The organism is Clostridium sp. AM25-23AC, assembly GCF_003435125.1.
GTDB classification, from domain to species: domain Bacteria; phylum Bacillota; class Clostridia; order Lachnospirales; family Lachnospiraceae; genus Pilosibacter; species Pilosibacter fragilis.
This window is the reverse complement of the sequence record NZ_QWGI01000012.1, coordinates 74946-100356: the sequence shown is the minus strand read 5'-3', so window position 1 is coordinate 100356 and position 25411 is coordinate 74946. Positions and strand designations below refer to the sequence as shown.

Annotated in this window: 21 protein-coding genes and 1 pseudogene; 3 read left to right on the top strand and 19 right to left on the bottom strand. The window is 45.3% G+C overall.

The window, feature by feature from the left end:
• Positions 1 to 189 precede the first annotated feature (189 nt).
• The 6 genes and pseudogenes from DW677_RS09120 to DW677_RS09095 all read right to left on the bottom strand — a co-directional run bounded on the left by DW677_RS09120 (position 190) and on the right by DW677_RS09095 (position 4917).
• Positions 190 to 1086, bottom strand: a complete 897-nt coding sequence (locus DW677_RS09120) for an ankyrin repeat domain-containing protein (protein WP_117567012.1) — start codon at positions 1084 to 1086, stop codon at positions 190 to 192.
• A 115-nt stretch (positions 1087 to 1201) separates the two neighbouring features.
• Positions 1202 to 1666: a hypothetical protein gene (locus DW677_RS09115; RefSeq protein ID WP_117503413.1), complete on the bottom strand. Its 465-nt coding sequence runs from the start codon at positions 1664 to 1666 to the stop codon at positions 1202 to 1204.
• 311 nt (positions 1667 to 1977) lie between these two features.
• A pseudogene (locus DW677_RS18750) lies at positions 1978 to 2190 on the bottom strand (site-specific integrase); the annotation flags it as partial.
• Positions 2191 to 2198: 8 nt separating this feature from the next.
• Positions 2199 to 3245 (bottom strand): hypothetical protein, encoded by a 1047-nt coding sequence (locus DW677_RS09105; RefSeq protein ID WP_117567011.1) that lies wholly within the window; start codon positions 3243 to 3245, stop codon positions 2199 to 2201.
• Between the two features lie 129 nt (positions 3246 to 3374).
• Entirely contained in the window at positions 3375 to 4265 is an 891-nt protein-coding gene (locus DW677_RS09100; protein WP_117567009.1) for a Fic family protein, read from the bottom strand.
• Positions 4266 to 4299: 34 nt separating this feature from the next.
• Positions 4300 to 4917, bottom strand: a complete 618-nt coding sequence (locus DW677_RS09095) for a Fic family protein (protein WP_117567016.1) — start codon at positions 4915 to 4917, stop codon at positions 4300 to 4302.
• Between the two features lie 315 nt (positions 4918 to 5232).
• On the opposite strand from DW677_RS09095, the gene DW677_RS09090 reads away from it, so the two are divergent.
• The gene (locus DW677_RS09090) at positions 5233 to 6297 is read left to right on the top strand and encodes a P1 family peptidase (RefSeq protein WP_117567007.1); all 1065 of its coding nucleotides are present in this window, start codon (positions 5233 to 5235) and stop codon (positions 6295 to 6297) included.
• A gap of 122 nt (positions 6298 to 6419) precedes the next feature.
• Here DW677_RS09090 and DW677_RS09085 read toward each other — a convergent pair whose 3' ends face one another.
• The 9 genes from DW677_RS09085 to DW677_RS09045 form a co-directional block, all read right to left on the bottom strand.
• Complete coding sequence (locus DW677_RS09085) at positions 6420 to 6740, bottom strand: nucleotide pyrophosphohydrolase (RefSeq protein WP_117567006.1); 321 nt, start codon at positions 6738 to 6740, stop codon at positions 6420 to 6422.
• Positions 6741 to 6835: 95 nt separating this feature from the next.
• Positions 6836 to 7177, bottom strand: a complete 342-nt coding sequence (locus DW677_RS09080; protein ID WP_117567004.1) for an arsenate reductase family protein — start codon at positions 7175 to 7177, stop codon at positions 6836 to 6838.
• Positions 7178 to 7361: 184 nt separating this feature from the next.
• Positions 7362 to 11921: a hypothetical protein gene (locus DW677_RS09075; protein ID WP_117567003.1), complete on the bottom strand. Its 4560-nt coding sequence runs from the start codon at positions 11919 to 11921 to the stop codon at positions 7362 to 7364.
• Positions 11914 to 12660 (bottom strand): DUF6063 family protein, encoded by a 747-nt coding sequence (locus tag DW677_RS09070; RefSeq protein ID WP_117503407.1) that lies wholly within the window; start codon positions 12658 to 12660, stop codon positions 11914 to 11916. The genes DW677_RS09075 and DW677_RS09070 overlap by 8 nt, the downstream gene beginning before the upstream one ends.
• A 3-nt stretch (positions 12661 to 12663) precedes the next feature.
• A complete protein-coding gene (locus DW677_RS09065; protein ID WP_117513830.1) occupies positions 12664 to 14277 on the bottom strand; it encodes a hypothetical protein in 1614 nt (537 codons plus the stop codon).
• A 3-nt stretch (positions 14278 to 14280) separates the two neighbouring features.
• Positions 14281 to 15273: a Wadjet anti-phage system protein JetD domain-containing protein gene (locus DW677_RS09060; protein WP_117567001.1), complete on the bottom strand. Its 993-nt coding sequence runs from the start codon at positions 15271 to 15273 to the stop codon at positions 14281 to 14283.
• 192 nt (positions 15274 to 15465) lie between these two features.
• Positions 15466 to 16902 carry an amidohydrolase gene (locus DW677_RS09055; RefSeq protein ID WP_117567014.1) on the bottom strand — a complete coding sequence of 479 codons (1437 nt, stop codon included), beginning with the start codon at positions 16900 to 16902 and terminating at the stop codon, positions 15466 to 15468.
• A gap of 106 nt (positions 16903 to 17008) precedes the next feature.
• Positions 17009 to 17683 carry a hypothetical protein gene (locus DW677_RS09050; RefSeq protein WP_015552636.1) on the bottom strand — a complete coding sequence of 225 codons (675 nt, stop codon included), beginning with the start codon at positions 17681 to 17683 and terminating at the stop codon, positions 17009 to 17011.
• Positions 17684 to 17696: 13 nt separating this feature from the next.
• Positions 17697 to 18410: a DUF5058 family protein gene (locus DW677_RS09045; RefSeq protein WP_015552637.1), complete on the bottom strand. Its 714-nt coding sequence runs from the start codon at positions 18408 to 18410 to the stop codon at positions 17697 to 17699.
• A gap of 283 nt (positions 18411 to 18693) precedes the next feature.
• Between DW677_RS09045 and DW677_RS09040 the strand changes: the two genes are divergently transcribed.
• Positions 18694 to 19683: a LysR family transcriptional regulator gene (locus DW677_RS09040; protein WP_165859987.1), complete on the top strand. Its 990-nt coding sequence runs from the start codon at positions 18694 to 18696 to the stop codon at positions 19681 to 19683.
• A gap of 367 nt (positions 19684 to 20050) precedes the next feature.
• Here the strand turns inward: DW677_RS09040 and DW677_RS09035 are convergent, their stop codons facing one another.
• Entirely contained in the window at positions 20051 to 21787 is a 1737-nt protein-coding gene (locus DW677_RS09035) for a phospho-sugar mutase (RefSeq protein ID WP_117566998.1), read from the bottom strand.
• Between the two features lie 220 nt (positions 21788 to 22007).
• Between DW677_RS09035 and DW677_RS09030 the strand changes: the two genes are divergently transcribed.
• Positions 22008 to 23330 carry an acetyl-CoA hydrolase/transferase C-terminal domain-containing protein gene (locus DW677_RS09030; protein WP_117566996.1) on the top strand — a complete coding sequence of 441 codons (1323 nt, stop codon included), beginning with the start codon at positions 22008 to 22010 and terminating at the stop codon, positions 23328 to 23330.
• Between the two features lie 10 nt (positions 23331 to 23340).
• On the opposite strand, the gene DW677_RS09025 is transcribed toward DW677_RS09030, so the two are convergent.
• The 3 genes from DW677_RS09025 to DW677_RS09015 all read right to left on the bottom strand — a co-directional run bounded on the left by DW677_RS09025 (position 23341) and on the right by DW677_RS09015 (position 25146).
• Positions 23341 to 23604, bottom strand: a complete 264-nt coding sequence (locus DW677_RS09025) for a pyridoxal-phosphate dependent enzyme (RefSeq protein WP_117566995.1) — start codon at positions 23602 to 23604, stop codon at positions 23341 to 23343.
• Positions 23605 to 23736: 132 nt separating this feature from the next.
• Complete coding sequence (locus DW677_RS09020) at positions 23737 to 24696, bottom strand: translation initiation factor 2 (RefSeq protein ID WP_117552769.1); 960 nt, start codon at positions 24694 to 24696, stop codon at positions 23737 to 23739.
• Between the two features lie 9 nt (positions 24697 to 24705).
• Entirely contained in the window at positions 24706 to 25146 is a 441-nt protein-coding gene (locus tag DW677_RS09015; protein ID WP_117503399.1) for a DUF4869 domain-containing protein, read from the bottom strand.
• Positions 25147 to 25411: the final 265 nt, after the last annotated feature.

Sequence of the window (25411 nt, the reverse complement as noted above, 5' to 3'; positions counted from 1 at the left end):
AACTTACGGCATTTTCTAAATCATCTATCAACGCTTCCACTACATCTAAATCATTAAGTCCTAATTGTTCTATTAGTTTAATCTCCATAGCAACCTATAAACATATCAAAAAATTATTATTCTCTTACGAACTTAAACCTGAAAAGCAACTATTATCAAATTTTTTGAATTTATGTTAACATCAATAGATCATACTAAATACTTCTTAACTATATTTATTATTTTTTCATTTTTCGTTCTTTCAGCAATATCTAAAACACTACAATTTCTTACATATTCGTTTGAATAAGCTACTATCAAATCCCTGTAATTTTTCATAAGTTCCTCTACAAGAAAGGCATTTGAAAAACGAATCGCACTAACTAAAGGATTATCGTTCATCTCTCTACTATTAATAACAATACCTTCATCTATTAATTTTTTTGCAATTATATTATTGTTCTTTTTTATTGCCGTCATAAGTTCCAAACCGTCAAAAGCATTAATATCTATACCATTTTCAATAAGCCAAAGTGCTTCCTTTTCTTTCCCTTCTGTGATTGCATAATTAAGTAACGAACCTTCAGGGACAACTATATTTATTAAATCGTTATTCAAAATATAATCTTTAAAGCCCTCCAAATCTCCTGCCAATTCCAATACCTTAGCTATTTTTTCAAAATTTTCTTCGTTTTCTCCCCAAAAGTTTTTTTCCGAATAATTCAAATAAAATTCCTGATATTCTTCAGAATCAAAAGTCGGTCCTGTTAAAACTGCATCGATAAATTCTATTGGCGGTATATATTTTCCACTTAATATATCATCTATAATAACATTAGGAGCTGCATATCTTATTTTCTTTTTTAAATCAATGATACGTATTTCTCCAAACCCTTTTACATACTTTTTTCCATCAATCTCTGTTTCACGACATACACCATTCAAGTCGCTATTTAATGGATTCTCACAATAAGAAGTCAACTTTTCTATGAATATTGAATCAAATGTCTCTTTACTTTCCACTGTACTATCAAAATTTGTATTCCACCCAATATTGTAAGCATTTTCAAAATGTTGATAACAATACTTTGTCATATCAGAATTCATTGTTCTCTATCCTCGTATACAAATCATATATTTATATAATTTGACATAAAATACAGCTAATGATGCTTGTTTATATCCTTCTAGTTTTAATCTTTTGCCAGAATGGCTAAATAAGCTAATTACCAGTTAATGTACTCTTAAAGTCTTCATACATTTTAAAAGTAATTTTCAAAATTTCTTCTAAATCCTCATATGTTCCTATGATAGGTTTTTTTATCCTGTAATTATTATCAATAAGTCTCCTTGAATATGTTCCCCAAGGAGCCCCAAGAAGCAATTCTCCATTTTCTCTGACTATCCAAACTAAATCTACCATTCCATATCTCAGAATAATATGAACTTCCAAAGTAATCTTTCCAATTTGTTCTTCCTTGATTTTATAAAATTTTTCTTTTACATCAAACACCGGAGAATAGCCTAAATTTTGAATTATCTCCATGACCTCTTCACTATCAATATAAGCCAAACGATTACTTGAAGGTGTTCTTTTAGCATTAAATTTATTAGATAATTCTTCATATCGCTCAATAAAGCCAATTTTAATTAGAGCATTCTTAATCTTAGAATTTAATTCTATCATTGCACTTCCTTCGCAAATTTCAATTTGATTGAAATGTTTATCCCCTTAAACTTTCCAATTCACTTAATGAAAGTCCCTTAACTAAAACGCTATCTTTCTTTGAATCGAGAGCATATTTTTCAACATCATTTAACGCTGTAAAATAATCTGCATCTCCGATAATCGTATCTTTTGTTTATATAAACTATTACTGAAATCACAATATACCATTCTGTCTCCTTAAACCTCAAGGCTTATGTACTGTTCGTCATATAACTAACAAAAGAATCTATTCCCAAAGTGCATTTATTTTATCTGGCAATATATCCCTCAGGGACTTCTTCCGTTCTCGGCAGACTGTACACCTCGTAATAAGTACAGTCTTTTTCTTTGACCTCACTGTAATAGTTGAGGCTGTACAGTTCTCCGTATCGGAAGCAGTTTTTGTGCTGTTCGGCTTTGGCTGTCTTAAGAATTGCCGCCAGTGTGTCGCAGAAGTCCACAGTACGGATTTTCTTTCGCTTAGTCGCTCCGATCTCCGTCTTAACTCTGTTTATTTATCTGTTTGCATGCAGGAAATTCCATATTTTTGAATCATCTTGAAAAGCATGGATAAAAATTCATCTTTTCCATGTGTCAGGAATTTGAAACTGATCTTGTAAGTACCTTCCCGTGTGTACAGCCGCAGCTTCATCCATTCCGCTTTTTCCGTTTTTTCCACTGCAGCCATTTCGATTCTTTGGATGTTTCTCCAGTAAAGTTCACGTTTTCTGTGCAGTGGGTATTTGATGGTCATTTTTTCCTGTGAATACCGGATATTTGTATTGAGCATCACAACCAGGAACACGATACTGATGACTCCGCAGACAGGTGCAAACCAAAGCGCGAACCTCTGGGAGAAATCACCCTGCAGAAACTGCTGTATGATGCTGTTCTCCGCTGCTGCGGGCACCAGACTTGCCATATAAATCAGGAGAATGCCGATGCCCATAGCTGCCAGAAGATAATACTCGGAGCCATAGCGCAGAATACATTTTTGCGATTCTTCGTACATATGGGAACGATAGTAGCTGGCAATCTTTTCTGGGCATGTTTTCTTGATCATATCGCAAAATACATCATAATTTACCATTCCGAGCCTTGCGGTAAGAACCTTGGTTCCATCCAGAAGATATAAGTTGACTGCATTGTCAAAGTTACCGTCTACTTTTCGGATTTCCTCCCACTGAAAGGTTCTGGACTTGCGAAAGGGCTTTTCAATCCGGACTTCCCTGCTGTTAAAATAAACGCAGTCCCGACCTGCCACATTCCCGCTGAAAATCAGAAGCATGCAGCTCAAGATTGAAGTTATGACGAGCAGGCTCCACATCAGCCGCGCTTCTGCAGGTGCGCCGTCTTTTATGTAAAGTACGAGGAAAAAGGCAACAAAAAGAAGTTGGAATACGCCTACTGCATAAGCGACATACCGTCGTCCTGGCGGCTGGCATAAGATTGCCATCCCTTTGGGGATACGCGCTATCTGCCGTCGGTTTCTTCCTGTGATCAGATAAATGATTTTTGTAGTCAATAGCAAAACCAGCGAAAAGATCAATTTCTCCATGCTTTTTATTCCATCCTTATCAATCTATATTTGGTATAGAACATGTACTTACTCCTGTCTTTAAAATGTATGTCATCTAATTATCTCAAAGTGCGAATTTGCCCTTTTACTTTACTCTTTGAACCACTTTTAATAAGCAATCCTAAAATAATCCAAATACTCCTTATACTTGTCCTGCGCAGTCAGGCAGGTATCTGTCAGATAGCCTTTTTCGTTGTCCCATTCCTTCAATCCACGATAATAGGACAGCTTCAAATTATCCTCAATGATAAACGGAACGATATTGTATTTCAGGCACTCCTTAAACATGATCAATCTGCCCACACGGCCATTGCCGTTCTGGAACGGATGGATCCGCTCAAACTTCACATGGAAGTCCAGAATATCCTCAAAGGTCTTTTCTTCCTTGGCGTTATATTCCGTCAGCAAGGCCTTCATTTTATCGGCAGCTTCTTCCGGAAGTGCGGTTGCCACGCCGCCAACTTCATTCGGCATTGTTTTATAATCGCCTACAGCGAACCAATCTTTTCTGGAATCACTGGTACCACTTTTCAGAATCAAGTGAAGTTCCTTGATAAACTTCTCTGTCAGTGCTGCCTTTGCATGACCAATAATCATATCAATACAGCGGAAGTGATTTGCTGTTTCAATCACATCGTCCACATTCAGCACTTCTTTTTCAACACCAATGGTATTGGTTTCAAAGATGTATCTGGTCTGATCATGGGTCAGACGGCTGCCTTCGATATGGTTGGAGTTATATGTTAAATCAATCTGTGTCTTATGGTAAATGCCTCCGGAATACTTACTTACCTTCTGCTCCTGCAAAATATCCAGCAAGGTAATCGGCTGTTCTTTCTTTTTATTGGAACGCTCCGGCTTCTCTGCATTTTCGGGAATATTCCATGTCTTGCCGGTAAGAAACGCACCGTTCACACGCCCCTGGGCGCAGTAATTTCGAACGCTTCGTTCCGACACATTCCATTTTTTCGCTATTTCATTAACTGAACGATATTGCATCCATATCCCTCCACTTTTCTAACGTTAAATCAAGTTAATCCTTTGTGTCCGTCAAATTTTCCATCTTAAACACATAATAACCTTCATAGTAAAAACTGTGATCGATACCCTTCGTATAAATTTCTCGATCATTTACATGATCCGTAAGTGCATTTTTCAAAAGAAACTTTATTTCGATATCTTTGATAAAACTTCGCTCCATGGCAAGCAGATAATCTTCTTTATCCACCTTGCTCCAGTCAACCACATAGCCGATTTCTTTTTTCAACATCAAGTCAAGCCATATTCTTGTACTTCTCCCATTTCCCTCTCGGAACGGATGAGCCACGTTCATTTCAACATATTTTTCGACAATTTCATCAAAAGTTGACTGTGGCATTTTGTCTATATTCTGTAACGCTGTTTCCAAATACATCAGCGGAGCAAATCTAAAATTTCCTTTTGAAATATTAACTTTTCGTAATTTACCGGCAAAATCATAAATCTCATCAAAAAGACATTGATGGATCATCGCAAGACTTTTATAAGTCCCTGGTTCTAATGTCTCAAAAAAGCCACTTTCAAACATTTCAAGCGCTTTTTGCTTACTGATTCTTTCTTCCATTCTTGCTAATTCTGTAGAATCTGTAATACCTAATTTATTTTCAAGCATAGTTTCCCTCACATTCTTCATGCGATCACTTTTCCAGTCACAAATCTATTTTTATAAGTATACCATAATATCGGCAACAAATCCATTTTATTATGAATATTCAACTTTTATTTTGCCGTATTTAATAGTTCTTTCTTCCTATTAACATAAAAAATGGCAAAGTACTTATCGACAACATTTCACCGTTGGATGTTGGTAAATAAAATATCCTATAAATACGATTGGTGTGAAAATTCCTCTCATCCTGTTTTTATTTCTCACAAACTATGATACAATCATTAGAAATAGCCGACAAAATCCAAGGAGGAAATCAACGTGGAGAAAAAACGGATTCGGGACTTTGGAATCGTACCCGGAAGAGTGAAAACAGGAAAAAGAAATGCGATTACGGATGTACCTGGTGTACTGGTAGGACACTGTACTGTGAACACAGAAGAAAATCATACCGGTGTGACCGTGATCATCCCTGGACCGGACAATGCATTTGCAAATCACTATACGGCGGCAGCCTATGTCCACAATGGATTTGGAAAAAGTGCCGGTCTGGTACAGGTAGAAGAGCTTGGGACCCTTGAAACGCCGATCGCCCTTACAAATACGTTAAATGTCGGAAAGGTTTGGGATGCACTTGCCAGTATCGTGATCGAGCAGTGCCAGAACGATGGGCTGGAACCCATGAGCATCAATCCGGTCGTTGGCGAGTGCAATGACTGCCGGATCAACCAGATCCAGAAGCGTGCAGTTGGTGAAAAAGAAGTGCGGCAGGCTTTTGCGGCTGCTGCCGAGGAGTTCGAAGAGGGGGATGTCGGTGCCGGTGCCGGTACCATCTGCTACGGCATGAAAGGTGGAATCGGATCTGCATCCCGCGTGATCTGTATTGGTGAAAAGGAATACACCATCGGCGTTCTGGTTCAGTCAAACTTTGGTGCAACCGAAGATTTTGTACTGAACGGAGAGGCTGTTGGTCCAAAAATTCTGGAATGGAAGCAGGAAAAGAATGATATGGCTGCATCCGAAGAAGATAAAGGTTCGATCATGAGCATTCTGGCTACCGATCTCCCATTGACAAGCCGTCAGCTCAAACGGATCCTTAAAAGAACAGGGGTTGGCATCGCACGAACCGGCGGTTATACGGGACATGGAAGCGGGGAAGTCATGATCGGCTTTACAACCGCAAATCGGATCCCATCCGGTCGCGAGGAGGAACTGCTCCAGATATCAGCAATTCCGGAGCATGTGATCAACCGGGCTTTTCTTGCTGCGGCGGAAGCCGAACAGGAAGCGATTCTAAATTCCATGACGGCTGCAAAACAGACACGCGGAAGAGAGGGAGAGCTGTATTACAGTCTTGCAGAATATCTTAAGGACAGGGAAGCCTGAACCTCAAAATAGACTTGAAGCACCATTTCCGGCATTTCACCGGTTCTGGTGCTTCTTTCATTCTAAATGCCCAGCGATAACCTCTGTTCAGAATCAGTCCATTGGGCGATATCTACACTCTTTCACAAGCAATCATACTTCGCCGACTTCCCCTTCGCCTTCTCCACCGGATACTTTCTCTCGTTCTTCCCCATCTTCATATTCACGATCTCATCCGCGTCAAGTCCCAGCTTGTCCAAAAGGTTCTGGGAGTATACGATCACATCCGCCAGCTCCTCTTTTACATGCTGCAGGTCATACTCCTCATCGTTCCACTGGAAGCACTCCAGGAGTTCTGCTGCCTCGATGACGATGGATTTCGCAAGGTTCGCGGCAGAATGAAACTGCTCCCAGTCGCGGTCATCGGTGAATTTGCGGATTCTGTCTATGGTTTCCTGTTTCATAAAAATTTCCTCTTTCCCAATAAATGATCTTATTTCAGTTGAGTTCTGAGCATGAGCAGATAAGCCACTCCCATCCTGCTCCTATCTGCCGCTTACTACTTCCATTCCTTCCACACCTCCGGCTGATACCCCAGTGTGGACTGTTTCCCGTTTCTTACAACCGGCGTCCTGAGCACGGACGGATTTTCCAGAATCTTCTCTAACTTATCCTCATCCGCGATATACTTGATCAGCGCAAGCGTATCCTTATCTTTTCCAGACCAGTTGACCATATTTTCGATTCCGCCGTTGACCTCTGCAACCGAACGAAACTCGCCTTTGCTCATTCCCTTCTCTTTCATGTCAATAAACTGATATTTGATACCGCGCTCTTTAAAGAACCGCTCTGCCTTCTTCGTATCATTGCACTTTTTCGTGCCAAAAATCTGTATGTTCAAAACATTCTTACTCCTTTTCTGTCCTGGAAATATGCCCTGGCTGGTAACTGTTCAGTACCCTCACAGTTACGTGCAAAAATCCATTCCAAATCGGCTGTGCCGATAGGATTTTTGCCTTCTATTCTAAGTTTTCTTACGGTCAGCGCAGTAAATGCACAGACCTACTGAACAGTTACTCTGGCTATTACTCTTCCATCATCTCAAACAAACTCATCTGCTCCATCTTAAACTCCGACAATACCATCCGTTTCGTCTCCTCACCTTTCATATGGGTCACATCCACCCTCTGTACCCCATTCCGGATACTGGATTCGACAAGCTTTAATACATAGATATTGTCAAACCGGTTGTAGATGGAATCGCCGCCTAAGCCGGAAAGACAGATCAGCTGCGTGTTTGTCTTTTTTGCCATCTCGATCAGGGGTTTTAAGAGATGCTCCGCATTTGTCTGGGCAAACGGGTTGTCCATGACCAGGACTTTCCCTTCCTCACCGGAGGTAAAGAGATCCGTCTCATCGCGCCGCATGTAGCTTAAAAGGCAGGTCAGGATCACGAAGGCGGACAGGAAGCCTTCGCCGCCGGAGTTGGCGGATACCTCGGACCAGGAGATCGGCACTTCGCGCTCCGCCTCGATCTTGTACAGCCGGATCTTCACGTTCTGGATCCCAGCAACATCGTCATACAGTTTTCTGGTGGTGATCACTCTTCCCAGAAACTCTGTCAGGTTTCCATTTTTTTCGATCGTCTCGATTCCAAGCTTCACGATATTTTCAAAATAGTCATGCAGCTTCAGCCGGAAATGCTCTCTCTCCGTCTCCCAGTCAGGCACCTGGATCCGCAACATCTTCAGACTTCTTCCCCTCACAGAGATCGTAGAGTTCTTATCGATCATGCCGATATTCGCATTGATCTGCTCAACGTATTCCAGAAACATCATTTCCAGATTTTTCTGTTCGTCATCGATATGGGCGAGATCGATCTCCAGTTTTTCCAGCTGATTTTCGTACGCCTGCCGGTTCATTTCAAACTGCCTGAACAGATTCCGCGGGCTGGCTGTCTGGGAGAGCAGGCTTTCGAAAGTCTTCTTAAAGTAATCATCCGCATACGTTTTTCCGGACGCGATCACGCGGATCAGCTCAGACACATCACCCCTGCACCGGTCCAGTGCCTTGGAACTCTCCGTGATCTTCCTGCGGATCTCCTTCTGGTACCCTTTTATGACATCCATTTCCTCATTCCGTACATCCGGGATCCGCTCCTGAATGGCAAAAAGAATTTTATTCTCTCCGGTTTCCGAATACGCGTCAGCCCCACTCTCTGGAATCAGACCACCTGACGCGATCGAACGCCCCACAGACATCCGTTCATCTGCAGAACTCAGGCCATCTCCAGAAATCAACTCTGCAGGAATCGACTCATCCACATATTCCTCCACGCCTGCCGCCTGCGAAGCTATCTGTATATTTCTCTCCCGAAGCTGACTCAATTTCTTCTGATGTGCCGTAAGCTCATATTCCTTGAGATTCAGACGTTTTTCGAATTCCGTATCTGTGATCGTCTTTCTCTCTGCCGGCTGCTCATATCCGGTTTCCTTTTTCAGATTCCTCATATAGAGCGTGATCGTTGTTGTCAGCGCACCTTCTTTTCTTCCAAGAGCCGTATTTTCTTCATTCGCTTTGTTGAGTTCCCTCTCCGTCTGCTTTTTCTGCCGTTTCCATGCGTCATACTGTTCTTCCGGGCACACGAGACTCTGGTATTCTTTCTCCGGGATCTGACTGTCCTCATTTTTCTTTTTGAGCTCCGTCCTCTTCCCGCTGATTCTTCCGATCCAGTCCGTCTGTGACTTTTTAAGCTCTTCCACACTGTCCGATATCACCTTTGTCAGCGCATAGTATCTCGCTTCCAGCTCTTCCGAAGTCATCTGCTCCAAGGAAGACAAATCCCTGTTCTCCGCTGTTCTCGCGATCTCTTCAAATTCCGCCTGTTTCTTCTCCTCGCGGTCGATCTTCTCCGCAAATTCCTTCACCAGTGCCCTAAGTCCCATCTCCTGTTCCCGGAGTTCACCCAGACGCACGGAAAGCGCTGTCTGCTTCTCCGTAAGCTCATGATTCTCCTTTTTCAGGCGTTCCAGACTTGTCCGGTCCGTCTCATACTGATCATATTTTTTTAGGAGGATCTCAAACTGTACGTCCATTCTCTTTAAGCCGTCGATCTGTTCCTTTACCGTATCCGCAAGCGTTTCGATCTCTTTTTTCTCCTCTTCCAGCCTGCTCTGCTCCCGATAGATCTCTTCCAGACGTCCTTTTAAGGCTGTCCTCTCATCCTTCAGACTACTGATCTCTTTTTCTGTCTGCTGACAGAGAATTATACTGAACGTCTGATTTTCAACCACACTCCGGTAGTTTCTGTAGGTCTCAAGATCGGCGTCCTTGTCCTCCACCGCCTTTTTCAGATCTTCGATCTCCCGGCGGATCTTCTCCAGAATCTTTTCCAGCTCCTCCCGGTCAAGAAGATGTGTGTTGAACATGACATAAAAATGTACATTCCCATAATCCGCAAACCTGGGATCCACATGTTCCTGCTCCTGTTCCAGCTCTTCCTTCACGATGATCGGGATCGGGAAGCTTGTATATAATTCCTCCCCGTTCTTTTGAAACCGCTCAAGGACCGACCGCTCCATCAGGATCGAGTAGGGGATAAACGGATTCTTCTTCACAAGTTCGGCATTTTCCGTGGCCGTCCTGCCATTTTTCGAGAGCCATTCCATTCCGTATACAAGGTCGATCCCGTTCTGCTCCATATAAGTCCTGATGTTTTCCGGAAGCTCCGTGGTCTTTCCCTCTTTTAACTGTCTGAAATGCTTTTCCTGATCTCCTTTTTTCTGGATCAAGCTGCTTCTTGCGACATCCAGTTCCCTGATCTTTCCGTCAAGCTGATCCAGGATCAGATCTCTTCTGTCAAGATGTTCTTCGTCCACATTGACGTATTTCATGATCCTCAGACGTTCCGTTTTTTGTCTTTCCAGATCTGCAAGTTTCTCAGAAACATGGTCTAACCTATGGGCAATGTCATTTAACGTCACAGTTCCGTCCGAAGCTTCCTGCGAAAGCTTTTTCCGGGTCTGTTCCTGTTCCATAAGTTTCCGGGCGTATTTCACCGACTTATTTTTCTTCTCCTGCAGTCCCGCATCGATCTCCTTCCGGAAAATCTCCAGCGCTCCATCTTCATAAAGCCCAAGGAGGTTTCTCCTGAGACCGGTGCTAAACTCCCGGTTAAAGGAGTCTTCCACCTCATCATAGCTCCTGACCCTGCTCTCTTTCGCTCCGATATCTCCGCTTAATTTCCGGATCTCCCGCTCCTTCTCGTCCCGCTCCCGTTCCGCATTTTCCCGGGCTCTTTCCGTTTCTGCAAGTGTTTTCTCCTCCGACTGTCTCTGATCCTTCAGCTTTTTGGCATTTTCCGAGTACAGCGCATATAACCGGCATCCAATCTTCTCGATCTCATCCTTCGATTCTTCCGTCTTCTGCAAGAGCACCTGAAGCTTCGCATCCACCTCCGCCTTCTGGCGTTCAAAGTCCTTTAATTCCAGATAGATCTTATGAAGATCATATGTATCGATCTTCCGCAGCAGATGATTTTTCAGAGAAGTGAGTCTTGTGATCTCGATCTCCTGCTGCGCTCTCTGTGAAAGGATCTCCGTTTTCTGGTCCTCACTGAGATAGATCTGGTAGGAGAGCTGTTCATAAACGATCTGTCTCTGCTCTCTCTCGATCTGTTCGAACTTCTCCTGACCGGCAGCAATCTCTGTCTGCAGCCGATCCAGTTCTTTCCGGAGCGACTTCGCATAGAGAATCATCTCCGTTCTGAGATTCACAGCGTCCCGGTCTTTCTGCGCATAATCATCAATCATATCTTTCAGCGGTTTCGTGTCCTCAAAATACTGCTCAATGATCCCCTTGCGGAGGATCTTCGACTGATTGCTCCGGTACTGTTCAATAAACTGGAATGCCAGCTTCCGGAACTCGTCGATCTTATTCTTTTCCTGATTTAATTTATCCTCGATGGGACGCAGAAACCAGTTTTCCACCAGATCCTTTTCATCCTTTGCGTTCTGGAACAGCTCCGAAAGTCCGGACTCCTTCTGGTTTACCTTCCGGATAATGCTCTCCCATTCCTTATTGTTGATCTGATACTGGCGGAGTGTGGAAAAATACTGGCGTCTCCCGTACTGGCTCGCCATATCATACAGGCGGAAATCTCCCGGTTCATTCCTGCTGATCTCTTCCAGAAGATTTTTGCATTCTCCGAAGCCCTTCAGGATCTTTTTATTTCCGTCCTGTCGAATGATCGGAAGATTGTCAAGGTCATATTTACAGCCATTCGAATAGCTCCCGGTAAATGTGTACATTTCCAGCTCTTCCGTGTCGTTATCTTCCTTCTGGTTTTTCCGCACCATCATCCCCGCCAGAAAACGGTCAATTCCATTATCAAGAATCCATTCCGTCATGAGGAACGTCGGACGATTCGTTGTAAAGTAACTCTTAAACGGACGATCTCCGAAATCCCGGTATGTCCGGTTCACAAAAAGACTCACGATCATCTGCACCAGCACGCTTTTTCCGCCGCCGTTCCGCAGGGAGATCAGCGTATTCTGCCCGCCGAGATCAAAGGTTTCGTCGTCGATCTTTATGGTATTATTGTTGTAGTTCAGGTTTAAAATCCGGATCCGCGATATCTTACTCATGTGTCTCCCCCAATGTCTCCATGATCCTTGCGTAATTTTCCTTGTTCAGGATCTTGTATTCCATAATGTTGTCGAGTTTTGCCGTGGTCTTGATCATCTCATCTTCCGGGATAAAGATGATCAGCCCCTGCCGGTCCAGAAAATTGCAGATAATGCTCACATATCCTTCCTTCGTATACTTTGACCGGCTGCCTGCCTCCACACTCTTTAACGCTTCATAAGCTTCACTCATGCTCTTATAATCCAGAACCGTTTCGTACATCTCGGTGTAAAGATTTGTTCCATCCTGCTCCCTCTCCTGTTCAAGCGCGAGTCCCGCCTTCAACCGCTCTGACACGATATTCTGCAGCTCTCCGAGTTTCAGGAATTCTCTGGATTTGCTGGTACTTCCCTGCCCGTCATAGAATTCTGCAAGCAGCGTCAGGATCACAAACTGAGCCAGATAGTAGTCCCGGTCCGTGGCATTGGGTTTACATAATTCTTTTTTCAGATCTGCCTTCGTAAATCCAAGATATTTATTGTCGATATCCGGCATCAGATAGATCGTGGTTCCGTATCTCTCGATCTTACAATCCGCAATCTCCGCCTGATTTTTCACTAAATTCATGACCTCCTCGTGCTCCACATAGGCGCGGTACAGATCATTGACTCCCGCGTCCAGATCGCTTAACGCACCATGGCACAAAAGGTAGTAAAATATTTTCTGGCTGTATGTGATCATCTCTGCTTCGTATGCCATCTCTTATCTCTCCTCATAGCAAAATCCCACGTTGGAACATTTGAAATTTCTCCGGTTCCCGGCTTCGTCCATCACGTTTTTAAAATGTACATGTTTCCCGTCTTCCATTGGGAATATATGGATCTTCCCGATTTTCCGGTATCTCCGGTCTTCCAGAATAGCCAGAAGCATCTCATTCAGTACAAAGCCCTCTGAGGCATCCATGAGATAGTCTGTCTGTTCTTTCTGAATCGTCCCGATATCGATCGTTCCGGCTGTCAGGAACTCGATGATGACTTCCCTGAATATTTCCGCAGTTGGAAGCAGCCGTTCCCGTTCTTCCTCTTTACAGCTGATATTTAATGTTTCCAGTGTCATTTCCTTATGGATTGCCAGCTGTTCCAGGATCACATTGACGCAGCCCTCATATTTTTTCATCCGTTCCTGCCTGCTCTGCTCCTTTTCCCGGTTGTATTTTTCCTCATCAAAATCCAATTCCATAGACTCATCTTCCACATCTGATTTCTTTAGCTTTTTCTGATATTCCATCATTTTTTCCGGGTTGAAAATCTTATTGATCCGGCTGCTAAACAGGGGCGCAAATATTTTATCCGCGTTTTTCAGAAGTGACGCATCCTTCAAAATCTTGTCATAGACATCACTCCGGAACGGAAACCGCTGCACCAATGTCATATTGGAATAATTTTCCAACTCCTCATCGTACAGTTTCTTCAGGTCAAAGTGCTGTCCCAGGATCCGCTGATGCTCGTCCAGCGTCTGTGTCAGATACCGTCCGATCGTCCTGAGATTTCCCAGATTCGCTTTTTCTTTTTCCGTGAACTCTTCCGCATTCATCTGCTTTTCTTCGAATTCTTCAATTTTTTCTTCAATAAAATCGCGGTGGAGCCGGAACTTTTCCCTGGTCTCCACCACGGTGCTGATATTGTCCTCCACTAATTTTCCATACTCTTCCACGGAATAGGATAAAGCGTTTCTCCGGACGGCTAAAATTGCCTCCTCGATCTTCTGGCTCTGTTTGCGCAGCTGACCGAAAATATTTTTGATGTCATCAACAGCGCGATTGTAATCCGCCTTTTCCATATGAAGTTTAAAAAGCATCTCATGGACGGAAAGTTTTAAGTTGTTTTCCATCTCCATCGTGGCGAGGATCATGTTATAGCCCTCGTCTGTCAGATAGTAGGAGGTTCTCCTGACGCCATTCTCCAGATACACGACCTTATTGTCAATATAGCGGATATTGATGTCCTGATAGGTCCGTTTTTCATAATCAAAGGCCTTAAAATACATGGAAGAACCGCTGTTCCCAAGGATATCTTCCACCATAAATCTTGCAAATTCCTGACTTTTCTCAAAGTTTAATTTCCGCCCGTAATATCCGTAGCTGATGTCCTCCACAAATGACGCGATCTCGTCCATCGTGCAGTTTTCTTCCCGCAGAGAATACTCCATAATGAAAAGGAGCAATGTAAACAGCATGTTCATCTGCTCATCCCGTGTCTCGATCCCATATTCTTTCCAGAGCTTTTTATCAAAGCTGTTGCTGCAAAGCACCGAATATCGGCCGACGCACTTCATTCTCTGATCAAAATTTTTCAAAAAATCTTTATCGATCATCATTTATCACCAATCATGTTCATTTAAAATTTCCTGTGGAATGTATTTTCCCATCTCAAGCAGCTCCCGGATCTGATGCCTCCGCTCCGTATCAAATGCCGACAAAAAGCTGGTTCCGATGTTGGCGTTCTGCTTTTCCTTCATATCCGGTAGTCTGGAAAACCCAAGCTGCCATGCCTTATCTAACATCTTTTCATACGCCTCTTTAAAAATATGGATTCCGCTCTCCCGGTACTGCTTCTGCTCGATCAAATGTTCAAAGATCAGAATGCCCTCAAAATCAAGATCACCGAAATAAAACAATGCATTCTTTCCCAGGAAGTATCGTTCCGCACCATTGACATAATCCTCAAAGGTCTTCCAGATTCCTTTTCCGGCTCCGTAGATCACTGTACCGAACTCCCTTCCCATGATCCTGTCATTTCCGGAATTCATATATCTCCGAATATCAAAAAAGGTGTCCTTATTTTCTATGATCAAAATATTCTGCGGTGTCTGCTTGGAACAGGAATAATAAGAAAGCGGCTCTGATGTTTCATAAAAAGCCAGCGTTTCCGGAGTGATCGCAACCCTCTTACAAAGCTCAAGACCGCCCTCTCTCTGGAAATACTTCTCCCTGTGGAAAATCTCAAAACTGCGCTCATTCATTGTTTCCTGAACCAACAAAAGCTCCGAATGATCCTTTAGATAGTCACTTAAAAGCTGCAGCTTCTCCCTGTCTCTCTCGTAACACTCCGGATGCTCCCGGTAATAGGACGTATTGATCCGGGGATGATACCGATATTTCAGTTCCTCATAAAGCTCCGTATGATCCGCTTCTTTTTCGTATTCCCAAAAGCATAGCGGCAGCGCCGGCTTCCTCCCGTTATTCTTTGCACTTTTCATCGGAACAAGCTCTCCGTTCTCGATCCGCCGCATGACAACTTCATAAAACTTTGAATAATCTGCCTCCGAAAACTCCGCTGACAGCTCCTGTAAGTAGACCTTGTGCTTCTTCATCTCCCTGATTCCGCTCCTTTTTCCGCGCTCGCTTTATATGTATCTTAGCATCAGGAGGCGGATCTGCCAAGGTGATTTCGCGATTCTCTCTGATTCAGAAAGAATATTTCCTGTTAAACAAAAAAGAACCAGAAAGAGTCATTCTCCCTCTGGTTCTTATCTTCATTCATGTTATGTTCCGGAATCAGAAATTTAATCTTCAAGTCTCGGTCCAACCTCTTTCGGGATCGGGCAATCGTACTCGCCGTTTGTCTCCACCATCCACTCGTCATGAGCTTTTTTCAGGATCTCCGGGCTTTCCATGGTTTTTAATGCTGCTAACGCCATCGCCTCGCCGGCATTTAACATCGCCTTATGTGCGATCTCCGTATTTCCATGGGCGGTCATCTGCCAGGTGTGAGCGGCGGTGCCGAGAGTTGCAGTAGCAGTTGTACACATAGCGGTTGGGATCACATAACTGGCGTCACCGACATCGGTGGAGCCGGCCTGAACTTTTCCGTTCCAGACGAGCGGAGCGATGGAGGTGTGGAGCGGGTGGGCTTCGATCTCCTCCATGTGGTCCGCGCCGAAGAGCTTCCTTAAGGACGCGCGCTTTGCTTCCATCTCATCCGGCGTCGCGGTCTCGTGGAAGAATTTTGACGCCAGGGCAAAGTCCGCCTCGTCGTATTTCGGGGCACCGATCTCCTCCATGGACTCGTGGAGAACTTCTGAGAGGACATGGTTCGGGATATAGTCGGAAAGTCCGGCGTAAAGCTCGTATGTCATCTCGGTTCCCGTCATCTTTGCGGCGCCTTCCGCCACATCAACGACGCGCTTGTAGATCTCCTTCACCTGCCATGACTTTGGTGCGCGGATAAAATAGTGGACTCTGCTGTGTCCCTGGACAACGTTCGGGGCGATTCCTCCTACATCACGGTACGCGTAGTGGACTCTCGCGTCGGAGATAATGTGCTCCCGCAGGTAGTTGACTCCGACGCTCATGAGCTCCGCAGCGTCCAGGGCGGAACGTCCAAGTTCCGGGGCTGCCGCCGCGTGGGAAGTCACACCCTTAAAGTTGAAGAACACACTGACATTCGCCAGTGTAGACTCGGACCAGATCGCGTTCTTATCGCCCGGATGCCATGTAAAAGCAGCATCCACACCGTCAAATACACCTTCTCGTGCCATGATCGCCTTTCCGTCTCCCTTTTCCTCACTCGGGCATCCAAAAAGGATCACAGTTCCCGCTTCCGGGTGTTCCTCGATATAAGCTTTTACAGCAAGCGCTGCCGCCATGGCTCCCGCTCCGAGGAGGTTATGTCCGCATCCATGTCCATCCGGGTTATCCCCTGCGGCTTTCTTTCTCATCGTGCAGCCGCCTTCCTGGGACAGCTCCGGCAGGGCGTCATACTCGGCGAGGAAACCGATCACCGGCTTTCCGCTTCCGTATACAGCCTTGAACGCCGTCGGCATACCGCCGACTCCCATCTCCACCTGGAATCCCTCTTTTTTCAGGACTTCCTCGTAGAGCTTCGCGGTCTTGAATTCATGGAATCCGACCTCTGCGTAGTCGAAAATTTTGTCGCTGACATCAACAATCAGAGCTTTTTTATCTGCAACTGCTTTTAAGACAAATTCTTTTTTATCCATATTATTTGTCCGAAATTCCGGATCTTCCTTTCCTAAATTTACCAGGAAATTGCGCCTGTACCGCACGTTTTCATATTTTCCACCGACCAGGACGCTTATTTTCCCTTTACGCGCTGATCTTTCCCTTTTTATAAAGTGCCAGGGAGTAAATCACCGACAAAATGATCACACCGACCATAATATAGCTCTGGTTTGAGGAGAACACCTTGCGACCGATCACTAAGATCGCGATGATCGGAAGTGCGATCGGCACGATGGCCTGCTTCGGGGCCTTTAAGATGAACGGGAACAACAGGGCACCCATAAGTGCCGGAACCATGTTCTGGAATGCCGGCTGTAAGAACGCATTGTTGTAGATCGGCTCAAAGAGCGGAGCTAAAAACAGCATTCCCAGGAATACAATGGCTGTTGTCACGAATGTGGATGCCGCAACGGCGATGATCGCAACGACATCGGCGCGGTCGCTTCCGGCTGTGTATCCTGCAACCTCCATAGCGTTGACCGCCGCCGGGACCTTCATATTGCTGACATTACCGGTAACGCAGGACATGTAGAGCGCGCCGCTTCCGATGATCGGCATAAAGGACAGGTTCTCACAGATACCACTGATGCTGAATGTCAGGAGAAGCGGGATCGCATTTTTCAGAATTTCCGGAATATTCATGGAAATTCCATTTACTGCGGCAAGTCCGAAAGGAACCGCCATGAAACTGATCAGGGCACAGACGACGGTGATTCTTCCAAGTCTGTGGATCTTATTATAAAAGCTGTTATCTTTCATATCGTTTTTCCTCCTAAATAAGCAGATTCGCTACACATGCACCGAGCATTCCAACGATCATGCTGAGCGGGAATGCGAACTCTTTCAACTTCTTGTGGTTCGCCGCAAACTTGTTTACGAAGATCGATGTGATACCGGCAACCAGGATCGCTGCAACCGCCGGGATGTTCGCGATATTTGTGAAATGCGGAGCTGCCATGGTTCCGTAGAGACCGAGGAACATTGCTGTCGTGATGATCGGAACGAGCTTCGCGTTGCTGTTCTTGATGGACTCGACTTTCTTGTCGTATGCCTTTAAGAAGAAAACATTGAAGATATTTCCGCCAAGAATTCCAATTGTTACAACAAACAGAATAAACACAAAAGTATCAGCCGGGATGTCCGGGACGGTGATGGATTCCAGGCCCAGCGCTTCTGCCGCCATGTTCGCGACCATTGTCTCATATGCCGCGGAACCTACAACGCTTAAGCGGAGCCACGGGAAATAGCGGCCCAGGGACGGAACTAAGAGCAGGTAACTCACAATGATCGGGAGTGACGGGATAATAGAGAAGATCGCGCTGCTTCGTGCGGCTTCCTTCATCTCCTGGTCTGTCATGTTCAGTTCTTTTCCGCGTTTGAATGCCACGATCATAAAGATCACCGGCTGGAGAAGAACGATCAGAATGGTGATTCCACAAAGAATTGCCATCGTCGTACTGTTTGCTAACTGCAGATGCGTACTCATAGTGATTCCTCCTTATGTATAGCCCGGAATGTAATAGTTACAGATCACTCGCCAGTTTCTATATCTGTTTGGTTTGACATATCCGGTTTATTGGTATACACTTGATTATACTATTTCTATGGAATTTTACAAATTCCCCGTTTTCATCACGTTATAACCGAAATATTATAAATCAGTGTTTATCTGGATTGTCGTATAGCTGACACGTTATATGTTTCTGCTCACGGTCCATGACTGCAGCAGAAAAACACCCGGCTTTAATTTCAGAAAGGAGACCATCCCTATGAATTTTCAGAACCTGGAATACCTCATCGAGATCTCAAACTGCGGTTCCATCTCCGCCGCCGCGAAACGCCTCTTCGTGACCCAGCCTTATCTCAGCAAGGTCCTCAGGGAGACGGAAAAAGAATACGGGCTCACAATCTTTACCCGCGGAAAAAACGGAATTATCCCGACGGAATCCGGACGGCTCTTTCTCGACATGAGCCGGGATCTCATCGAGCACGCGAAACATTTTAAGACCACCTTTAAGGAACACTCGGAAGCTTACCGCCTGCGGGTCTCCTCCAGCAGCTGTTCCCACTCCAGCGATGCCTTTATCCGCATGGTGAACTCTCTTGCGGACACGCCGTTCCGTTTTTTCTACCGGGAAATGACCGGAAATGAAGTCATCGAGGATGTCTACACGAACCGCGCCGACATAGGATTTATTATGTATCCGGCCCATAAAGCAGACAAGATCCAGGAGCTTCTCACCTTCCGCCATCTGGAAGCGCGCCCGCTGTTCCAGTCCCCGACACAGTTTTTCTGCCGGGTAGGGCATCCGATTCTAAAGGAACTGGATAACCTGACACCGGAAAAGCTGTATCAGTACAACTTCGTCCTCTACCCAAGTGAGAGCACAAAGACCCGGGCCGCCGAGAGCGTTTACAATGACGAAACACTGCAGCTCATCCACTGGAACAGGATCTCCCAGGTCATCTATGTCAACAGCCGCGCCCTGCTCCACAACGTGATCCAGCGCTCCGACTATCTCGGAATCGGAATGATCCCGATGCGGGAGCAGGTGGAAAACTATAATATCGTCTCATTCCCGCTCCCGGACTGGATGCGGCCGGAAGCCGACCGGTATGGCGATTTTATCAGCGCCTATATCTTCCAGAAAGGTATCCAGCTGCCGAAGGCAGCCAGGGCGTATATCACGTTTCTGGAACAGTTTTACGGTCCGGATTCGGGGTATGAGGAAGAATGTTCGAAGAACAAAAGCTTGTAGAATTGTTTCGTTGAAATCTGCAGGATCGCCGTTACTGCACACGGGTAGGAATTTTCTGAACTGAAAATTCCGTACAGTACAGTGGTGGTAGTGGATTTTGCCGATTTGGAATGCGAAGCATCGGCAAAATCAGTTACTGTTTGCGCAAGGCGTGAACAGTAACTGATCGCCCTTTAGGCGAGTTTCTAAAAAATACCCGGAAGCTAAAAAGCTCTCAGAAAAACTGCTTTTGATCCGCAGTCTCTCCGAGAGCTTTTCTATGTCCGCCCGGACGGCTGTTTTCACACAGCCAGTCCAGACAAGGATTCATTTCATATCTTTCACAGCGTTCTGATATCCGCTGCCTTTATCCCCACATCCGGGAATCTTACATCATCTTATCCACCATGCCCATCAGCTCATCACCGACAGCTTTGGACTTCGCCTCAGCATCATCCATGGATGTTCCCTTAACGCCATAGTAGAATTTGATCTTCGGCTCGGTTCCGGACGGACGGATGCAGAGCCATGCGCCGTCATTCATATCGTAATAGAGAACGTTGGACTCCGGAAGGCCTGTCTCCTTTACTTCTCCGGTCGCGATATCTGTGATCATGTTCTTCTTATAGTCACGGGCAGAAGTCACCTCGTAGCCGCCAAGTGTCTTCGGCGGGTTCTTGCGGAAGTTCTCCATAATTTCCTGGATCTTCGCAAGTCCCTCAATTCCTTTTAAGCCGATGGATTTTACGGTATCTTTATAGTAGCCATACTTCTCGTACATTGCGACCATCGCATCCCATAAGGTCATTCCTTTTTCCTTATAGTAAGCAGCAGCCTCACAGAGAGCGGCAGTTGCGGAGATCGCGTCCTTATCACGGGCATATGTGCCGATCAGGCAGCCATAGCTCTCCTCCATACCGAACATGTAGGTTCCCTTGCCGGTTGTCTCTTCTTTTAAGATCTGCTGACCGATATACTTGAAGCCGGTCAGAACCTCGACAAGCTTGCAGCCGTAATGTTTCGCGACGGCATCAACCAGATTTGTGGTAACGATAGATTTTACGACTTCTCCGTCGGCCGGGATCTTTCCTGCTGCCTGTTTCTGGCTTAACACATAGTCACATAACAAGGAGCCGGACATATTTCCGGTAAGCGGGATATATTCACCGGACTTTGTATCTTTTACATAAACACCGAGACGGTCTGCATCCGGGTCCGTTGCAAGAACAAGTTCCGCGTTCTTCTCTTTTGCAAGTTTCAATCCGAGTTCAAATGCCTCGGCAGCTTCCGGATTCGGGTAGCTGACGGTCGGGAAATCTCCGTTCGGAAGTTCCTGCTCCGGCACAACATAGACATTCTCGAAGCCGATCTCTTTCATCACGCGGCGGGCCGGGATATTTCCGGTTCCGTGAAGCGGTGTGTAGACGATCGTGATGTCTTTCTGCATGCGGTTGATCGCTTCCTGGTTGACTACCTGGGCTTTTACCTGGGCGATATATTTGTCATCGATCTCTTTTCCGATGACCTGGAATTTTCCGCTCTTTAATGCCTCTTCTTCCGTTGTTGTCTTTACTGTAGAAAGGTCCTCAATGGCGAGAACTTCGGCCGTTACCCCTTTATCATGCGGCGGTGTGAACTGTGCGCCGTCCTCCCAGTATACCTTGTATCCATTGTATTCCGGCGGGTTATGGCTTGCGGTGATGTTGATGCCGGCGATGCAGCCTAACTCGCGGACTGCGAAGGACAGCTCCGGTGTCGGGCGCAGGGATTCAAATTTATACGCCTTAATGCCGTTTGCGGCAAGTGTCATTGCCGCCTCCATGGCAAATTCCGGGGACATATGGCGGGAATCGAAAGCGATCGCAACACCCTTGTCGGCTCCGCCCTGTTTGATAATATAGTTCGCAAGTCCCTGGGTCGCGCGGCGGACTGTATAGATATTCATACGGTTGATTCCGGCACCGATGATCCCGCGGAGTCCCGCAGTGCCAAACTCCAGATCCATATAGAAACGTTCCTTGATTTCGTTTTCATCGTTCGCAATTGCCCGAAGCTCTTCTTTCGTCTTATTGTCAAAGTACGGATTGGCAAGCCATTCCTGGTAGATCTTCATGTAATCCTTCATGTTTTGACTCCCCTCATGCATTATTTTCCGGGGCGGAAAATATAATTCCAGCCGCCTGTAAGATAGGTTCATTATATTACATTTCTAATGAAAAATAAAGTTATTTCCATATCCCGTTTCCTGATAATCTTCTTGTTTTAACCCCAAAAACCTTTTATAATGAACCTGTGTGGTGCAATTCATATTTCGTAAAAAAATATTACAATAAGTGAGGATTTATATGGAAAATTACAAGAGTAAGATCGTAACTGCGGAAGCTGCCGTTGCGGCAGCCGTAAAAGATGGCGACTGGGTCGATTATGGATTCGGCGGCGGATTCCCGGAACTTCTTGATAAAGCACTTGCTGCAAGAAAAGGGCATTTGAGGGATGTTAAGATCCGCGGCGGTCTCGTGATCCGTCCGCGCATCGAGGTCGTTGAGGCTGACCCGGAACAGGAAAGCTTCTCCTACTACAGCTGGCATATCGGTGACTACGAACGGAAACTCCAGACCCGCGGTCTCGTAAAATTCATGCCGGTGGTACTCCGCCTTCTCCCGACGCTCTACCGCCAGCACTATATCCGGACAGATGTTGCCTTCGTCCCGGTATCCGCACCGGATGAGAACGGCTACTGCGGTCTCGGCATCTCAAACTTCGCATGGAGAACCATGTTTGAGAGTGCAAGAACTGTGATCTTTGAGATCAATGAGCATTATCCGAAGCTTCAGGGTGTGGACGGTTCCCACCGTGTCCATCTCTCCGAAGCGGATTATATCGTAGAGGGCGAACATGAGCCGCTTCCGGTAAGAACCTACAAAGCTCCGTCTGAGACAGATATCCAGATCGCAAAGCTCGTCGTAAACGAGATTCCGGACGGCGCGGTTCTCTCTCTCGGCGTCGGCGGCGTTCCGTTCACCGTTGCGAACATGCTGGCGGAATCCGATCTCAGGGATCTTGGCTGCCATACCGGAACCATCAGCGACGCCTACTTAAACCTCTGGAAAGCAGGAAAGCTCACAAACGCAAAGAAAGAATTTGACACCGGTCTCTCCACCTGGAATCTCGCGATGGGATCTCAGGAATTCTATGACTGGATCTCTGAAAATCCGAAGCTTTTCCACCCGGCTGACCTCGATTATGTCCATGATCCGCAGCGCATCGGAACCATGAAGAATGTCATCAGCATCAATGGCGGCGTGCAGCTTGACCTGATGGGTCAGGAGAATGCTGAGTCCGCGGGAACCCGCCAGCTCTCCGGCATCGGTGGACAAATGGATTTCCTTGAGGGCGCTTACCGCTCCGTCGGTGGAAAAGGATATATCTGCATCAACTCCGCGAGAAAAGCAAAGGACGGCACCTTAAAGTCCAACATCGTTCCGTTCATTCCGGGCGGCTCCACCGTATCCGCTCCACGTACCATGATCCAGAGCGTTGCGACCGAGTACGGTATTGCGAACCTCTCCGGAAAGACCTTAAGAGAGCGCGCTGAGTCCATGATCGCGATCGCGCACCCGGATTTCAGGGATGAGCTGGAGCAGTATGCGAAAGAGGCGTTCCACTGAGAAATAGTTTCTAATGATACGACTTTAATCCCTGTTTTACCGCCTCCGCAAACGGTGCGCAGTGCTCACTCTGGATTGCAATGACCTTCAGCATCTTTTCGATCATGCCGCTGGCGAGGAGATGTTCCAGTCCAAACACAACTCCTAAGAACAGGGTTCCGTTGCCCAGCGGCACAAAGATATGCTCCCGGACCTCCATTTTTACATATATGCCGGTAGCTCTTGGCTTCACAAGAAAATAATTTGCTGTTATCTGGGACAACAAGTTAATCATATGGGTAACTCTGAACCTCCCGCTCAGACCATGGGCTGGTATTTATTTATAAAACAATTAAGGAGACGGCAATCAGTCGTCTCCTTTCGTTATTTAGAATCATATTTTCTGCTTATCACATATACTTGACACTTAAAATTCAATTCCGCGAATACTTTTCAAAATCGTCCTCTTATTTCTCTCATGCAGATATGCCGCGTTAAGCTTTGCTTTCCTATACTGCAGATAACTGTCCTGCGTCCGATCTACAAGGACTTTTGTAAAGTACCTTTCCCAGCTAAAATACTCTTTGCTGTCTATATATTTCTCTGGTTCTTCCAGCATGTTTTCAATGTCTTTCCCCTCAATCAATCCTGAACTCAATACCAGCCACTCAAAGGATTCCGGCAAATACAGATGAATCCTCTTCTTTTTCCTCACAATTTCATATAACCGGTTCATCTCCGGTCCTATCGCGGCACCGTCAGCAATGACACAGACTTCTTTTTGCTCCAATCCGTTCAGCTTAAAGTAAATATTAGATTTTCCTTCTGCGCTCATACATTCCATATGTTTTTCTTTTGCGACAGCATAAAAAAAATCATAACCGGAATTTGAATCTTCCGTAATCAATATTTCCGGTTTCACCGGAACATTTTCCATATTGGAATAAATCTGATACATTTGCTGATACACTTTTCTTGTATTCTGGTATTTTCCCGATGAATGCAAGCCATATATCTCTTCGACACTGTAAGGGAGATTATAAAGATTTTCTCTTGTAATCAGAACAACATAATTATCGGACTTGCATACAGCTGATGCAAACTCCTCTGTGTTCATAAACGCATTTTCTTCATCAATAAAGAAGATCGTTTTCTGTGAATTCTCAAGAATCAGTTTCCAGGATGTTCCCTCCAGAATTCTGCATGGCACATCGCACTGAACATCGATTCCACTGGAATTCCCCAGATTTTCTGCCTGCCTTAACATATTGACCAGCGTAGTTTTCCCTGTCGCGCTATTGCCCTGAATAATCGTGATATTTCGTCTGATCTCCAGTTCATAGTGAAGCCGGTTATTCTGTACAATTACTTTATATTTTCCTTTCATACCTCTCTCCTACACATATTTCCCGGCGATTTCCGAAAACTTTTCCATGTCATAAACAATTTCACCCGTGTTCAGTATTTCGATCTCGAATTTTCCGTCTCCAAAATTCATGACATGACGAAGATTGACCGTGAGATCTTTCTTTTTCCCAATTTCCAGAATCCACTTCGCACAGTTGTTTCCACATACGGATATATTAAATATCTTCTGATTTTTATCAAATGCAAGCAGGATCAGGGTTTTCACACCACCTGACAATTCCTTTACTGAAACCGGTCCAAGAACAGGGCTGTCGATTAGTCTGGAGCTGATAACCTCCGACTGATCCACATCCTTAACCATCTCTTTTGTCAATGGATCTGTGATCCACTCGTCTTCATACTGATTGTCAAAATATGTAGGCGGATGATAAATAACTCCACCCATGTTTCCGAGAAAGATTTTCAGCATTCCTTTTTCACTCCAAATATTTCTATATGATTTCTATTTTCTTGCCTACTGTTATCTTGTTCATATATAATGGCTAACTGCAGAATATCATACTATAAAGTATATCATACCTGCTTCATATCATACACATATTTTTAAGAACAAATTTCTTTCTATTCTTCACATTCCAAACAGGCAGGATCCTCTGACGCCACTATTTCACTGATTGCTGATCACTTACCCCAACTCCATAACAAAAAGCACCCACAGCGTCTCCAATATCCCC

Coding starts and splice junctions, on each gene's coding strand:
- DW677_RS09120 (WP_117567012.1), bottom strand. CDS start 1,086: ATGAATTCTGATATGACAAAGTATTGTTATCAACATTTTGAAAATGCT.
- DW677_RS09115 (WP_117503413.1), bottom strand. CDS start 1,666: ATGATAGAATTAAATTCTAAGATTAAGAATGCTCTAATTAAAATTGGC.
- DW677_RS09105 (WP_117567011.1), bottom strand. CDS start 3,245: ATGGAGAAATTGATCTTTTCGCTGGTTTTGCTATTGACTACAAAAATC.
- DW677_RS09100 (WP_117567009.1), bottom strand. CDS start 4,265: ATGCAATATCGTTCAGTTAATGAAATAGCGAAAAAATGGAATGTGTCG.
- DW677_RS09095 (WP_117567016.1), bottom strand. CDS start 4,917: ATGCTTGAAAATAAATTAGGTATTACAGATTCTACAGAATTAGCAAGA.
- DW677_RS09085 (WP_117567006.1), bottom strand. CDS start 6,740: ATGAAACAGGAAACCATAGACAGAATCCGCAAATTCACCGATGACCGC.
- DW677_RS09075 (WP_117567003.1), bottom strand. CDS start 11,921: ATGAGTAAGATATCGCGGATCCGGATTTTAAACCTGAACTACAACAAT.
- DW677_RS09070 (WP_117503407.1), bottom strand. CDS start 12,660: ATGGCATACGAAGCAGAGATGATCACATACAGCCAGAAAATATTTTAC.
- DW677_RS09065 (WP_117513830.1), bottom strand. CDS start 14,277: ATGATGATCGATAAAGATTTTTTGAAAAATTTTGATCAGAGAATGAAG.
- DW677_RS09060 (WP_117567001.1), bottom strand. CDS start 15,273: ATGAAGAAGCACAAGGTCTACTTACAGGAGCTGTCAGCGGAGTTTTCG.
- DW677_RS09055 (WP_117567014.1), bottom strand. CDS start 16,902: ATGGATAAAAAAGAATTTGTCTTAAAAGCAGTTGCAGATAAAAAAGCT.
- DW677_RS09050 (WP_015552636.1), bottom strand. CDS start 17,683: ATGAAAGATAACAGCTTTTATAATAAGATCCACAGACTTGGAAGAATC.
- DW677_RS09045 (WP_015552637.1), bottom strand. CDS start 18,410: ATGAGTACGCATCTGCAGTTAGCAAACAGTACGACGATGGCAATTCTT.
- DW677_RS09040 (WP_165859987.1), top strand. CDS start 18,694: ATGAATTTTCAGAACCTGGAATACCTCATCGAGATCTCAAACTGCGGT.
- DW677_RS09035 (WP_117566998.1), bottom strand. CDS start 21,787: ATGAAGGATTACATGAAGATCTACCAGGAATGGCTTGCCAATCCGTAC.
- DW677_RS09030 (WP_117566996.1), top strand. CDS start 22,008: ATGGAAAATTACAAGAGTAAGATCGTAACTGCGGAAGCTGCCGTTGCG.
- DW677_RS09025 (WP_117566995.1), bottom strand. CDS start 23,604: ATGATTAACTTGTTGTCCCAGATAACAGCAAATTATTTTCTTGTGAAG.
- DW677_RS09020 (WP_117552769.1), bottom strand. CDS start 24,696: ATGAAAGGAAAATATAAAGTAATTGTACAGAATAACCGGCTTCACTAT.
- DW677_RS09015 (WP_117503399.1), bottom strand. CDS start 25,146: ATGCTGAAAATCTTTCTCGGAAACATGGGTGGAGTTATTTATCATCCG.